Raw genomic sequence first — 13,325 nt, 5'->3', positions numbered from 1 at the left:
GTGACGCGAATTTCGCCGTCTTATCGTTGAGATAAGTACGCCTTTTCTTACTTTCAGGAACTCCCTGCGATGCTTCGAATGTCCGCAGCGGACTTTGCTGGCCCCGTTTCCCGCTTCGCGATCGCGCTCTCGATCGGCCTGCTCTCCCTGGCGGCCGCTCCCCTCTCCGCGGCGGAACCGGCTGAACGGTTTCTCGAACAGCTCCGCAGCGAGGGTTATTACGAGTTGGCGGTTCGGTTTCTCGACCGGCTGGAGGATTATCCGGGCGTCCCGGCCGAATTTCTCGCGACGGTCGATCTCGAGCGGGCGCACGTGCTGACCGCGGCGGCTCAGGCCTCGCGGGTTTCGGACCAGCGGGACGCCTACTTTGCCGCCGCCTCCGAGTCGCTCCGCAAATTCGTCAAAGAACATCCCGACCATCCCCGGCAACCCGAAGCTCAGTTGCAGCTGGGCAATCTGCTGATCGTGCGGGGCGTCGAGCTGATGGAGTTGGGTGGGCCCCCCGATGCGAAGCGACGCAGCGAAGCTCGCGCGGCGTTCAATGCCGCGGCCGACACGTTCAACGCGATCGTCACCGACCTGCGGGAAAAACTGAAGGCGATGCAGGGGCAGAAGATCAATGCCCAGGACAATCCCGAGAAGATCGCGATCCGCGACAAGTACCGCGCGGACTACTTGCAAGCCCTGCTGCTCGGCGGCGACGCGATGAAGCGGGCGGCCGAAACGTTCGAAGGGGAATCGGAGGAGCGGACCGCGCTCTACGGCAAAGCGCTCGAACGGTTCGGCGAGCTGAGCGACAAGTACAGCGATGAATTGGCCGGGATCCTGGCGGTGCTCTACGCGGGCGAAACGCACGAGGCACTCGGCCAATGGGAGAAAGCGCTCGACCGCTATCTGGCAGTCCTCGACCAAGACGATCACCCGCTGCTGCGATCGCCCAAAGTCAAAGCGACCACGGGGCTGATCCGCGTCTACATGGGCAAACAGCCGCCGGAGCCGAAGCCGGCCGTCGACCGCGGCCAGCCGATGGCCGACAGCATCCGCCCCGACGAGCGGCGACTCCCCGAATGGCAGACGCTGCGGATCGAGCTGGCTGATGCTTACCTGGCGATGGCCGAGGCCACTGAGGCGGCAGCCGAAAAACGACGGATCACCGGCTCGGCTCGCGAACTCCTTCTGGCCGCTTCCAAAGTTCCCGGCCCGACCCAGGAAGAGGCGAGCCAGCGGCTGGCGAAACTCGGCATCGGGGCCGAGCCGAGTTCGGCGCTCGAGAAGGCCGCCAAGAACCCCGAATCGTTCGCCGAGACGATGGGAATCGTCAACGAGATTCTCGAAGAAGAGCGGAACCTGACGCTCGCCGCCCAGTTGCTCGAGCAGCGCGCCGCAAAGGGCGAAGCGGTGACCGAAGAACAGACCAAAGCCCGCGAGTCGCTCGCGGCGCTGCGGGCCCGCGGCATCGAGCTGCTCCGCCATGCCCTCTCGCAAGCCGACAGCGAGACCTCGGTCTCGGAGCTCAACAGCGCTCGCGCCTCGCTTGCGTTCCTGCTCTATCGCCACCAGCATTTGCGAGAAGCAGCAGTCGTCGGCAGCTTCGTCGCCCGGCGTTACCCGAGCAGCGAGTTGGCCCTTTCGAGCGGCCTGACCGCCCTCGGTTCGCTGCAGCTCGCGCTCCGCGACGCCGAGGGAAACAGCGATGGATTGATGGCTCAGATTCAGGAATTGGCCGAGCTGCTCGTGAGCCAGTGGCCGCAGGATCCGCAGACCGCGACCGCTCGCGACCTGCTCGTGCGGATCGCGATCGCTCGCGGCAATTTTGACGACGCCCGCCGCTTTTTGGCCGAATTGCCCGACGACGCCGCAGCCAAGACCGAACTGCAGCAGGCGATGGGCAAGCTGATGTGGAACCGCGCGATCGAACTTCAAAAAGCCGGCGACGAAGAAGCCGCCGTGGCGATGCGGAAGGACGCGGCCGAGTCGCTCGCCGGCGGGCTGACCGACCTCAAGGCCGATCAAGTGAAAGCGAGCGATCTCGATGCCGCGCTGCTGCTCGCCCGCGTCCAGATGCTCGGAGGCGATCCGGCGGCAGCCCTCCAGACGCTCGACTCGGAGGCCTACGGTCCGCTGCGCCGCATCGATTCGGGCGAGCCGCCCCGCGAAGGCTTCCGCGGCGAGTTGTATGCCGTGGCGCTGCAGGCGCTCGTCAGCCAACTGACCGCTGGCGATGCCGACACCGAAGCGCTGATGAAGCGGGCCAGCGAACTGCTCGAAGGACTTCAAAAGGCCTACGAAGGGCAGCCCGACGGCAACCAAAAGTTGGTCGGCACCTACTTCCAGTTGGCCCGCGACATCCGCGAGCAACTCGACGCCGCGGCTCCGGAACAGAAGCAGAAGCTGACCGCCGCTTTCCGCCTGTTTCTCGACTCCCTGGCCACGCGCACCGAGGATCCGACGACCCTCCACTGGGCCGCGCAGACGCTGCTCCAGCTCGGCCAAGGGATGATGGACAACCCCGACGCAAAGGCGACCGGGCAAGCGGCTGAACTGATCCGCAGCTCGATGACTCTGCTCGAGAAAATCGCCCAACGTGCCGCCGAGGATCCGGAGTGGCTCGAGGGAGAAAAAATGCTGACCCAGGTCCGCTTGGAACTCGGTACGGCGGCTCGCAGCATCGGAGAATACAAAACCGCAATCGATACTCTAAGCGAGGTGCTCGCGGAGAATCCAATGCTGATCGATGCCCAGATCGAAGCGGCGCTGGTATACGAGCAGTGGGCGGCGACGCTGCCGGAAAATTACGCACTGCTCTCCTACGGGCGAGCGATCGGCGGTGCCAAGCCGGACCCCAAGACCCGCCGCAATACCATCTGGGGCTGGGGCACGATCGCCCGCCGCACGATGGGGCAAAAGGGCTTTGAAGAAACGTTCTTCAACGCCCGCTACCACCTGGCCCTGTCGCGGTACCTGCAGGCAAAAAAAGAGAAAACGCCCGCGGACGCCGAGAAACGTTTTCGGCAAGCCTCCGAGGACATCCGCAACGTCCTGGTCCGCTATCCCGACATGGGCGGTCCGGTCAGCCGCAAGAAGTTCGACGCCCTGCTCGTCGAGATCCAAAAGGCGCTCGGCAAACCGAGTGTCGGTTTAGCCGAGTTCGAGGCGACCGCAGCGAACTGAGGCTCCCCCCGCACTCCCCTCCTCTTCTTCCTATCGGTGCTCTCTCACGATGGCTTGCTTTTCCATGATGTCCAAGGCTCTCGCCGGCTGCCGAATCGGTAGCCGAGTTCTGATCCTCCCGACGGTCTTGCTCACCGCGCTCTGGACGTCGACAGCCCAGGCGCAGCTCGACCGGGTCTATCCGACGACCGGCTCGACGATTACCGGCGAGATCACCGACGTCCGCCGCGATGGCGTGGTCGTCAAAGTCGGCTCGCAAACGCAAAACGTGCGGCTCGACGAGATCCGCAAAATCAACTTCGAGGGCGATCCGCCCGAGCTGACGCGGGGCCGCGATTTGGCTGTCGACGGCCAGTACCAAAGTGCCCTGGAGGAACTCCGCCAGGTCGATCTGGGCGCGATCCGCCGCGACTACATCAACGCCGACGCCCTGTTCTTTCGGGCCCTGAGCGAAGCCCAGCTCGCTCTGGCCGGACAGGGCAGCAAGGAAGAAGCGGTCAAGGTGCTCCGGGCGTTCGCTCAAAAACACCCGCAGAGCATGCACTTCTACAAAGCAGCCGAATTGCTCGGCGACTTGGCGGTTGCGACCGGCAATTACGAAGCGGCCGGTCGCTTCTACTCCTCGCTCGGCTCCTCGACGATCCCGCTGCTGAAAGTTCGAGCGGTCTACCTGGCGGCCGTCGCGTCGCTCCGGCAAGGGAACGACGCCGAGGCGATTTCGGGGCTCGACAAGGTCATCGGTGCGAACCTCGAATCGGCTGAAGCAGCCCGCCTGAAAACTTTGGCGCGGGCCCAGCGGGCGATCGCCCAGGCCCGCGAGGGGAAGGGGCAGGAAGCCCTCCAGGCGGTCGACGCGATGGTCGCCGAACTGAACCCGAGCGATGCCGAAGTCGCCGCCCGGATCTACAACGCCCGCGGTGCCGCCCACGTGGCGCTCGGCGATGACGAAGCGGCATTGCTAGACTACCTGCACACGCACCTGCTGTTCTCAAGCGTCGCCGATGCCCACGCCGAGGCGCTCACGCAGCTGGTCCAGCTGTGGCCTAAAGTCGGCAAACCCGAACGGGCCGCCGAAGCTCGCCAGGAGCTGCAAAGCCGCTACCCGGGCTGGGGCGGGTAGGCTCTCGCAGAAAACGCAAAACGACACCCTCCCCCTGGGAGGGTCGCGAGGAACGAGCGGGGAGGGCGAGGCGGCGATGTCGAGCCTTGAGCGTGAATCACGCTAGCTGGCCCTCCCCGGGCCTAAGAACCCGACCCTCCCGGGGGGAGGGTGATGATGAAGAACAGTTTTCTGACAGTGGCTAGCGCCTACGGCTCAAAAATTCGATCATGACTCGAAACGTTATCAACCCTTCACGGAGACTTCCGGTGCCCCACGGTGCTCATTCCTCTTCGCCAGCTGCGGCCACGAGTATGCGGGTCCGCCCCTTTTCCTACCTGCGGCTGCTCGTTTTCTGCTTCCTCTCGGCCACCGCTGCGGCCGGGTGGGCGGTGGCTCAGGACGATCTGGCCGATGAGTTCGGCGAGCCCCCAGCTGCCGAAGCTCCGGCCGACGTGCCCGCGGCCGAGCCGGCTGCTGGTGAAGCGGCAGGCGGGGGAGCTGGTGGCGGGGGTGCGGCAGGCGGGGGTGCTGGCGGCGGGGGAGCTGAAGAATCCGCAGGGGCCGCGCCGCCGCAGAACATTCTCTCCTGGACGTTCGAAGCCCTCGGCTGGTCCTACACGCTGGTCTTCCTCGCCCTCTCGTTCACCCTCGTCTCGCTGCTGGTGATGAACCTGCTGGCCGCCCGCCGCGACAATCTCTGTCCGCAGGAGCTGGTCGAAGGTTTTGAAGACCGGCTGAATGAGAAAGAGTTCCAGCAGGCCTACGACCTGGCCCGCAGCGACGAGTCGGTGCTCGGCCAAGTCCTCTCGGCCGGCCTGGCAAAGCTCTCGCGGGGCTACAACCGAGCGCTCGAAGGGATGCAGGAAGTCGGCGAGGAAGAGAGCATGAAACTCGAACACCGGCTGAGCTACATGGCGCTGATCGGCAACATCAGCCCGATGATCGGGCTCTTCGGCACGGTCCAGGGGATGATCGCGTCGTTCCAGGTAATCGCCACCGGCGGATCGACGCCCAAGCCGTCGGATTTGGCGGTCGGGATCTCGACTGCGCTATTCACCACGCTCGTGGGACTCGCTGTCGCGATCCCCGCGATCGCCGCCTACAACATCCTCCGCAACCGCGTCGCCCGGCTGCTGCTCGAGGTCGGCGTGACCAGCGAGAATCTGATGAGCCGCTTTGAGGACGTGCAGCCCCAGGGTGCCCGCAAGTAACCATGCGCGTTAAATCCGAAAAGCGTGAACTGACCGAAGCCGACCTGACGCCCATGATCGACATGGTGTTTCAGCTGATCGCGTTCTTCATGGTGCTGATCAACTTCACCCAGACCGAAGCGAACGATCACGTCAAACTGCCCAGCAGCGAACTGGTCAAACCGCCCGAGCAACCGATCGAATTCCCGATCGTGCTGCACGTCGGCTTCGACGGGGTGATCTATGTCGGTGGCGACCAGTACACGGCCGAAACGCTCGGCACCCGCTTCCGTTCGGAGTTGGCGGTGCTTCGCGCCCAAGGTGACGCAGGAGAGAAGGAGGCCAACGTAATCATCCGGGCTCACAAAGACGTCGCCGCCGGCGAAGTCCAAGAGATCATCCGCGTCGCCCAAGAAGAAGGCCTGGAAAACTTCGCCCTCCGGGTCAAGGAGGATTTGTCGTCATGAAGATCCGCAACCACGAGCCCGACACGAAGGTCGAATTGCAGATGACGTCGATGATCGACGTCGTCTTCCTGCTGCTGATCTTTTTCATCCTGACCTTCAAGATCGTCGAACTCGAAGGCGACTTCTCGATCCGCATGCCGCTGGCGTCGACCGATGCCGGTCAGATGGACGATTCGCAGCTGCCCATCAAGTTGCGTTTGATCGCTAATGAACAGGGACAGCTGACTTCGATCCTGCTGAACGACAACAACCTCGGGACCGACTTCGACCAGCTGCGAGCGTCGATCCTGGGGATCATCGGCACCGATGCCGGACCGGTTCCCGCGGGGGAAGGGCCGGAGGTCGAAATCGATACCGATTACAACCTCCGTTATGAAAACGTCGTCAACGCGATCACGGCGGTCAGCGGCTACAAGGTCGACGGCCAGCCGGTCAAATTGATCGAGAAAATCAAATTCGCCCCGCCTCGCCGCGAGTGAGCGTACTCAGTACTCGCCTCCCTCACTGGTGGGCAACTGCTGAAGGTGCCTGACAGCCCACGATCGCGGGAGCCTCGTGAATGAGTGCGTCGTTGGTTAGAGCTTCGACCATGAACAGGGCGAAATCGACGCGTCGGGTGAGATTGCTTGCGAGAACGGGGTCGCCCACGTGCCGGCTCCACACCGGGAGCCCCTGACTCTCGCCTTCTTCGAGGTCACTCCCTCGGACGACGGTCCACTTTTTGGGACTGCAAAAAATCGTCCGGCAAGCTGCGACTTGATCCTTGATGTCCACCAGCCGCGTCAATCTTGCGATCCAGCCAAAGACCGCCACCATCACGAGAAAGGACTTCGAATAGGTGTCCTTCCCGTCCTTGGTGATGTGCCAGCCACAGGAAAAGACCAGCCGGCAGTCAGGCTCGGAACCCTCCAAAACGGCTCGCGCTGTTCCCGAAGCGTAGCCATGGACACCCCACGGCACGAGAACCGCGAGCACGCCATCACAGCCCGCAACGGCCCGCTGAATCACCTCCCGGTCGTCCGTGAAACCCGGCACCACGGTGATTCGGTCTCCGAAGCGATCCAGCTTTGCAGCGCTCTTGGGTCGGCAGACACCCGTAACCTGGTAGCCCCTGTCGAGGCAATGCTGGACCATGTACTGGCCCAGCTTGCCGGATGCCCCCACGATACAGACCTTCATGGGTGCTGCCCCCTTCTCAGTACTCCGCACCTACTTCCTTCGGCTTTGGCGTCATCAGCGAAACGACGATCAAGGTCGCGAAGGCAAGCGGGATGGTGACGATTCCGGGCTGGCTGAACGGAGCCCAGGCCTGATCGGCCGGCAATCCGTAGACCTTCTGGAAGGTGTCGGCCGAGAGCAGGATCCAGCCGAGCGAGCTGACCATCCCGACCACGACGCTGGCGATGATGCCTTGCCGCGTCGTCCGTTTCCAGAACAGCAGCATCACCAGGGCAGGCAGATTGGCGCTAGCCGCCACGCTGAACGCCCAGCCCACCAAGTAGCTCACGTTCAACTCTTTGAACAGGATCCCCAGCACGATCGCGATCACGCCGACGACCATCGCGGCGATTTTTGCGACTCGCACCTGCTGGCCGCCGGTCAGTTCGATCCCCATAAATCCGCTGAGCAAGTCGTGCGCGACCGCTCCGCTGCTGGCCAGGATCAGACCGCTGACCGTTCCAAGCACGGTCGTAAAGGCGATCGCCGAGATGATCGCGAACAACCACTGGCTGAGACTGCGGGCCAGCAGCGGCGCGGCCATGTTGTTGGTCGTCACATCCAACGCCCCGCTGGTCATCGCCCCCAGGCCCAGGTACAGCGTCAGAACGTAGAAGAACCCGATGCTGGCAATGCCCACGATCGTGCTCTTGCGAGCCGCCGCCGCGTCCTTGACCGTGTAATAGCGAATCAAAATGTGCGGCAACGAGGCGGTGCCACAGAACAGCGCGAACATCAGCGACAGGAAGTTGACCCGGTCGAGCGTGTTGCCGCTGCGAATCCCCGCGAACGTCGGATGCTCGCCCGGCCGCAACACCTGCGACCCCGGAGTCGGTTTGGGATAATAGACCATCGTCACGCCTCCATCGGGATGCCGCACCGGTTGGCTCCCCCACAGCGTGACTTCGCTCTCCTGAAGCGTCGTCAGGTATTCGAGCGGACCGAGCGGACCGGTCGCCTCCGCCCCGCCAGGCAGTTCCGTGACGCTCCCGACCGGTTGCAACTGTCGCTCGTCCGGACCGGTCCCGAGCGGAACGCCGCCGACCCACAGCGACTTGTCGGCCGCGGTCGTCAGCGCCTGCCCCTCACGCAAATAAACCTGCTCGCTCTCCTCGCCGACCGGGTCGATGACGAACACGTCGTAGCCCGCCCCCGCTTCGCTCTCCAACCGAATGAACTGCGGCGTCTCCTCCCAGCCACTTTCGGCCGCCACGACGCGGCGACCGGCGATCGAATCCGCGCCCGCCGAGGGCGGAGCCATCGGCCCCAACACCTCGAGCGAATTCACTTCCTCGGTCGAGAGCCCGCGGGCGAGCACCATCACGACGAGCACAAAGCTGAAGACGACCAGCAGCGAACCCTTGAGAAACTGCACCCAGGTCGTCGAGACCATCCCGGCGGTGACGACGATCATCATCACCACGACCCCCACCAGCACGACGCCCACCCAGTGGGGAAAGCCGAGCAGCGGCTGGATCAGAACTCCCGCCCCAACCATCTGCGGGATCAAGTAAAACACGCTCACCGCCAGCGTGCTGATGCCCGCCGCCAGCTTGATCCCTCGCGAGTTGAACTGGGCATCGAGGGCATCGGCAAAGGTGAATTTCCCCAGCCGCTTCATCGGCTCGGCGATCACGAATAGGGCCACGATCCAGCCGGCCAGGTAGCCGATCGAATACAAGAACCCGTCGTAGCCGTACGCCGCGATCATCCCGCAGATGCCGAGGAACGAAGCCGCCGAAAGATAGTCGCCAGCGAACGCGACGCCGTTGATGAACCACGGGATCTGACCGTGAGCCGCAAAATAGCCTTCCGAAGACTGGGCCCGGCTGCCCAAGTAAAAGCTCAGCCCAACCGTGCCCACGACAAAAGCCATGAAGACAACGACGGCGAGCCAGGAGGGTTCGTAGATCATGCTCGCGGCTCCTCGTCGCTGCGGCAGCCCCAGCCATAAATCATGGCCAGCACGAACGCGAGCAGAATCAGCCCGAACCCATAGACGATGGCGAGATTCAAACCGCCGAGCACGGTCGCTTCCATCCAGTCGGCCGCAAAGGCGCTGACGAGGACGAAGCCGAGATAGAACACCAGGTAGAGAGCAAACAACGCCATCCCCAACCGACTGTTGAAGCGACGTGGCGAGATATCATGCATGACGGGACCGCCGGAGAAACAACTCGGATTTTGCAGTAAGTGGCTGCTGAGGATACTCGATCCCCAACCCTCCGTGGGCCACCACCTGCTCCGCGTCGCTCCAGGTGCGCAGTCCGTTGCCTCCACGCTGGGCCCAGCTTGATTCATCCGTTCCCGCCGAACGTTTCTTCAATCAGCCGCCACGCGCTAGCGTCCGGTTTCTGCGAAGTTTGTGAGAACCGGACGCTAGCGCGTGGCGGCTGATGAAATATCCGGGCTAGCGCCCGGCGGCTGATGAATAATCCGCACTCACGCCCGGCGGCTGCTGGACTCCCACTCAGTGGTGGTAGTGACCGCTGCGGTGGAAGTGGTAATGGCCGGGGATGTAATCGTAATGCCCCCGGTGCGGCACGATGGTCGGCGGGTGGTAATCGTAGTGCGACGTGTCGTGATACCCGCGATAGCGGTGGCCATAGTGGCCTCCGTAGTGGCCGCGGTAGTGCGAGCGGTAGCCGTGGTGCCGATGGTGGTCGTAGTGGCGGTAGTGCCCATGGTGCCCATGATGCCCGTCGACCGCGATCCCAAACCGACCGAGTTGCAGGCGAAACGAGTCGCCCGCCTCCGCCTGCGGAGCCTCGCCCGCCAAAGTCATCGCCAAACCGAGAGCCGGAGCTGCGGCCCATTTGAAAATCGGAAACATCGGAAGGTCCCTTCGCATCAGAGTAGAGAGGAGGATCAAACGGGAAGGAGTCGCCGCCGATTGCAGCGACGTCTCGCTTTGTAGTTCTTACAAACGCAAACCGATTGCCAGCCGTGCCAACTGCGGCTCATCAGTTCACTCCCGTTCACCCCCGTCGCTCGCTCGCGGCAGCCTCTCGGCGGCCCAGGCGAAACCTCGTAACCTACTTGAAACAAAAGAGTTACCACTCGCTACCGAGCTTCTCGCCGGGGGGGGTTCGGAGTTTGCGGCAGCGGCTCGAAATCGCTCCGAACGGCCCTCGTCCCCTCCTCCGCCGACCTCCGCAGCCCGCCGCCATGTCACCACAATGACGACACACGCGCCGCAACTGCGACACGCTCTTCAAGCGGCTTCGAGATAGCGGCCGAAGCGATCGTGAAGTAGCTTGGGACCCGACGTCGGCCCCTTCTGCCCTTCCCCAACCGCGTGCCCTTCCCCAACTGGTTGTCCTCAGCGTTGTCGTCCGCCCCTCCCCCCCAGTCGTTTCACAGCTATCCGTTCTACGCGCCCCGGTTTTGGCACGGGATGCGAGCCAGGACGTGGTGGGGGCTGCTCCGCGCGAACCGCTTTCGCGTCGATCCCTCGCGCGTCCCGATGGCCCTGCTGCTGTCGCTCGAGACGCCGATCAACGATCTGCTCGGCTGGCTGCAGCAGTGGCGGCACGGGGCCAAGCTGGAGCAGACGGAGCTGGCCGCCCCGCCGATTTTCATCGTCGGGCACTGGCGGAGCGGTACGACGCTGCTGCACGAGCTGATGATGCTCGACCCCCGGCTTTCCTACCCGACGACCTACCAGTGCTTTGCCCCTAGCCATTTTCTGGTCAGCGAGTGGTTTTTTCGCTCCTTCGGCAACTGGTTGCTGCCCAACAAGCGGCCGATGGACAACGTCGCCGCGGGCTGGGACCGGCCGCAGGAGGATGAGTTCGCGCTGATGAATTTGGGGCTTCCCTCGCCCTACCGACGGATCGCGTTCCCGCGCCAGCCCGCCCCGGACATGGAGTACCTCGACTTCGCCGCGGTCGACGAGATGTCGCTCCGGCGTTGGCTCAGCGGTCTGCACCAATTCCTCACCGCCGTGACGCTCGGCAGCGACCAAGGTCCGCGGCGGTTGGTCCTCAAAAGCCCCACGCATACCGGCCGAGTGGGAGTGCTGGCCGATTATTTTGCCGGGGCCAAATTCATCCACATCACCCGCGACCCCCGCTCGCTGTATCCCTCGACACGGCGACTGTGGACTTCGCTCGACCTGATCCAAGGATTGCAAAAGCCGCCTGCCGAAACCGATCGCGAATATGTGCTGAGCTGTCTTGAGCGGATGTACGCCGCGTTCCACGCCGACCGCGATGCGGTTCCGCCCGGTTCGATCATCGACATCCGTTACGAAGATCTCGTCGCCGACCCAGTGGGTTCGCTCCGCGACGTGTATCAGGCACTCGAACTGGGGGACTTCGCGCCGGTCGAGCGTCCGCTGCAGAGCTGGGTCGAGGAGAACCATCGCGGCTACAAGCCCAACGAACACCGCCTGCCCGAAGAAGACGAAGCCCTGATCCAGGACCGCTGGTCGGACTACTTCGCCCGCTACGGATACCGCTAGCCCGGGTGAATCATCCGGTCTTCTCGAACATTGCGTTCAATCAGCCGCCACGCGCTAGCGTCCGGTTCTCACAGCGTTTTTCAGAAACCGGGGGCTAGCGCCCGGCGGCTGATGAAGCAACCGGCCTAGCGCGGTAACGGCGGATGCTACAATCCCTCCTTTTTCTCCTTTGATTTTTCTAAAGTGCCATGAAGTCTCTCGCCCGTCCGCTCTCGTCGTGGTGGCTCGCCGTCGGGCTGCTCACCCTTTCGATCACCGGCTGTTCCAAGCGAGCCGAAAACGAACCGGCCGCTGAACCGGTGATACCTGAGTCGGCAGCGCCGGAAGCGGCAACGCCCGAGTCGGGAACGGCCGAGCCGAAAACGGCCGCTGCCGAGGAACCTGCCGAGCCGACGCCGCCGGTGTTCGAGCTCGACGCCGAAGCGTTGCTGGCGATGCGATTGCCCGACGCGGAAACGCGTGAGGGCTGGATTCGGCTGTTCGACGGACACACGCTCTACGGCTGGCAGATGGCCGGAGCGGCGAACTGGCGGATCGAAGACGAGCAGATCGTCGTCGACGGAGGTGAGCCGAGCCTGCTCTGCACGTCGCTCAACTGGCGGGATTACGAACTGCGAGTGGAGTTTCAGGCCGAAGCGGAGACCAACAGCGGAATTTTCCTCCGCTCACCGCTGGTCCCCGAGAACCCGGCGACCGACTGCTACGAGCTGAATATTGCCCCGCCGGCGAATCCTTTCCCGACCGGCTCCCTGGTGGGTCGGCGGAAGCTCGAGCGAGACGAGCTCGGCGACTTCGATCCCGCCGCCTGGCATACCTTCGACGTTCGGGTCGAAGGCGACACGGTGACTGTGCGACTGGACGACCGCGAGTTGTACAGCTGGACCGATCCGATGCCGCTGCCGGCGGGCCGCATCGCGCTGCAGCACAACGAAGGCCGAATCGCCTTCCGCAACATTCGACTCCGCCCGCTCGGCTTCCGCCCGCTGTTCGCAGCCGCTGCGAGTGACAACGCCACTGAGAAGACGGAAGCGAACGAGCAGGAAGCCACAGAGAGCACCGAGGACACCGAGAACACGGAAGACGCTGAGAACACGGAAGACGCTGAGGAGAACGCGACGGACGGGGAAGTTGCCAACGGGGAAGCTGCGGAGGTGGAAACGGGAGACGATCCGCTGGCTCAGTGGAAGCGGTACCCGGAGATGGAGGGCAAGTTCGAGCTCGATGCCGAGGGGAATCTGCACGTCCTCGGCGGCTTGGGTCAGCTGGAAACGCGGGAGGAGTTCGCGGACTTTGCGCTCCTAGCCGAAGTCAAAACGGCTGGCCCGAAACAGAACTCGGGGATCTTCTTCCGCTGCATCCCGGGCGACACGTTGATGGGCTACGAGTGCCAGATCAACAACGACGCGATCGACGGCAACCCGCTCCGCCCGGCCGACTGCGGGACCGGCGGGATCTTCCGTCGCCAAGACGCACGGATCATCGCGGCCGACAACGCCGAATGGTTCACGCTGATGCTGGTCGCCCACGGGGCGGAGATCTCCGCCTGGGTCAATGGGCTGCAAGTCTGCGAATGGCGGGACACCCGCGAGCCGAATGAGAATCCTCGTCGCGGTCGACGACTCGAGGCTGGGACGATCATGCTGCAGGCCCACGACCCCGGGACCGACGTCCGCTTCCGCAGCCTGCGGATCGCACCGCAGCAGGCCCCCTAG

General features: G+C 63.9%; 11 protein-coding genes. 7 read left to right on the top strand and 4 right to left on the bottom strand.

Annotation, left to right across the window (positions count from 1 at the left end):
• The first annotated feature begins 69 nt into the window (after window positions 1–69).
• From GNK13_RS15450 to GNK13_RS15430, 5 genes are all read left to right on the top strand, one after another.
• Window positions 70–3,171: a hypothetical protein gene (locus GNK13_RS15450; protein WP_164103455.1), complete on the top strand. Its 3,102-nt coding sequence runs from the start codon at window positions 70–72 to the stop codon at window positions 3,169–3,171.
• A gap of 67 nt (window positions 3,172–3,238) precedes the next feature.
• Entirely contained in the window at window positions 3,239–4,291 is a 1,053-nt protein-coding gene (locus tag GNK13_RS15445) for a tetratricopeptide repeat protein (protein WP_164103454.1), read from the top strand.
• Between the two features lie 248 nt (window positions 4,292–4,539).
• On the top strand, window positions 4,540–5,484 hold the full coding sequence (locus GNK13_RS15440) for a MotA/TolQ/ExbB proton channel family protein (protein WP_235935210.1): 945 nt from the start codon (window positions 4,540–4,542) through the stop codon (window positions 5,482–5,484).
• 2 nt (window positions 5,485–5,486) lie between these two features.
• Window positions 5,487–5,930, top strand: coding sequence for an ExbD/TolR family protein (locus GNK13_RS15435; RefSeq protein ID WP_164103453.1), 444 nt, complete (start codon window positions 5,487–5,489; stop codon window positions 5,928–5,930).
• On the top strand, window positions 5,927–6,409 hold the full coding sequence (locus GNK13_RS15430) for an ExbD/TolR family protein (protein ID WP_164103452.1): 483 nt from the start codon (window positions 5,927–5,929) through the stop codon (window positions 6,407–6,409). Before GNK13_RS15435 ends, GNK13_RS15430 begins: the two co-directional genes overlap by 4 nt.
• Before the next feature lie 22 nt (window positions 6,410–6,431).
• Here the strand turns inward: GNK13_RS15430 and GNK13_RS15425 are convergent, their stop codons facing one another.
• The 4 genes from GNK13_RS15425 to GNK13_RS15410 all read right to left on the bottom strand — a co-directional run bounded on the left by GNK13_RS15425 (window position 6,432) and on the right by GNK13_RS15410 (window position 9,981).
• Window positions 6,432–7,109 carry an NAD(P)-dependent oxidoreductase gene (locus GNK13_RS15425; protein ID WP_164103451.1) on the bottom strand — a complete coding sequence of 226 codons (678 nt, stop codon included), beginning with the start codon at window positions 7,107–7,109 and terminating at the stop codon, window positions 6,432–6,434.
• 16 nt (window positions 7,110–7,125) lie between these two features.
• Complete coding sequence (locus tag GNK13_RS15420) at window positions 7,126–9,063, bottom strand: sodium/solute symporter (RefSeq protein ID WP_164103450.1); 1,938 nt, start codon at window positions 9,061–9,063, stop codon at window positions 7,126–7,128.
• Window positions 9,060–9,302, bottom strand: a complete 243-nt coding sequence (locus GNK13_RS15415; RefSeq protein ID WP_235935209.1) for a DUF485 domain-containing protein — start codon at window positions 9,300–9,302, stop codon at window positions 9,060–9,062. The genes GNK13_RS15420 and GNK13_RS15415 overlap by 4 nt, the downstream gene beginning before the upstream one ends.
• A 316-nt stretch (window positions 9,303–9,618) precedes the next feature.
• Window positions 9,619–9,981 carry a hypothetical protein gene (locus tag GNK13_RS15410; protein ID WP_164103449.1) on the bottom strand — a complete coding sequence of 121 codons (363 nt, stop codon included), beginning with the start codon at window positions 9,979–9,981 and terminating at the stop codon, window positions 9,619–9,621.
• Window positions 9,982–10,545: 564 nt separating this feature from the next.
• Here GNK13_RS15410 and GNK13_RS15405 point away from each other — a divergent pair.
• Both GNK13_RS15405 and GNK13_RS21760 read left to right on the top strand, forming a co-directional pair.
• Window positions 10,546–11,613 (top strand): sulfotransferase family protein, encoded by a 1,068-nt coding sequence (locus tag GNK13_RS15405; RefSeq protein ID WP_164103448.1) that lies wholly within the window; start codon window positions 10,546–10,548, stop codon window positions 11,611–11,613.
• A gap of 188 nt (window positions 11,614–11,801) precedes the next feature.
• Entirely contained in the window at window positions 11,802–13,325 is a 1,524-nt protein-coding gene (locus tag GNK13_RS21760; RefSeq protein ID WP_235935206.1) for a 3-keto-disaccharide hydrolase, read from the top strand.

The organism is Candidatus Laterigemmans baculatus (assembly GCF_010367455.1).
In the GTDB taxonomy this organism is placed as follows: domain Bacteria; phylum Planctomycetota; class Planctomycetia; order Pirellulales; family Pirellulaceae; genus Laterigemmans; species Laterigemmans baculatus.
The sequence above is the reverse complement of the archived record's forward strand: the minus strand, read 5'-3'. Positions and strand labels throughout refer to the sequence as shown.

Coding starts and splice junctions, on each gene's coding strand:
- GNK13_RS15450 (WP_164103455.1), top strand. CDS start 70: ATGCTTCGAATGTCCGCAGCGGACTTTGCTGGCCCCGTTTCCCGCTTC.
- GNK13_RS15445 (WP_164103454.1), top strand. CDS start 3,239: ATGTCCAAGGCTCTCGCCGGCTGCCGAATCGGTAGCCGAGTTCTGATC.
- GNK13_RS15435 (WP_164103453.1), top strand. CDS start 5,487: ATGCGCGTTAAATCCGAAAAGCGTGAACTGACCGAAGCCGACCTGACG.
- GNK13_RS15430 (WP_164103452.1), top strand. CDS start 5,927: ATGAAGATCCGCAACCACGAGCCCGACACGAAGGTCGAATTGCAGATG.
- GNK13_RS15425 (WP_164103451.1), bottom strand. CDS start 7,109: ATGAAGGTCTGTATCGTGGGGGCATCCGGCAAGCTGGGCCAGTACATG.
- GNK13_RS15420 (WP_164103450.1), bottom strand. CDS start 9,063: ATGATCTACGAACCCTCCTGGCTCGCCGTCGTTGTCTTCATGGCTTTT.
- GNK13_RS15415 (WP_235935209.1), bottom strand. CDS start 9,302: ATGCATGATATCTCGCCACGTCGCTTCAACAGTCGGTTGGGGATGGCG.
- GNK13_RS15410 (WP_164103449.1), bottom strand. CDS start 9,981: ATGTTTCCGATTTTCAAATGGGCCGCAGCTCCGGCTCTCGGTTTGGCG.
- GNK13_RS15405 (WP_164103448.1), top strand. CDS start 10,546: ATGCGAGCCAGGACGTGGTGGGGGCTGCTCCGCGCGAACCGCTTTCGC.
- GNK13_RS21760 (WP_235935206.1), top strand. CDS start 11,802: ATGAAGTCTCTCGCCCGTCCGCTCTCGTCGTGGTGGCTCGCCGTCGGG.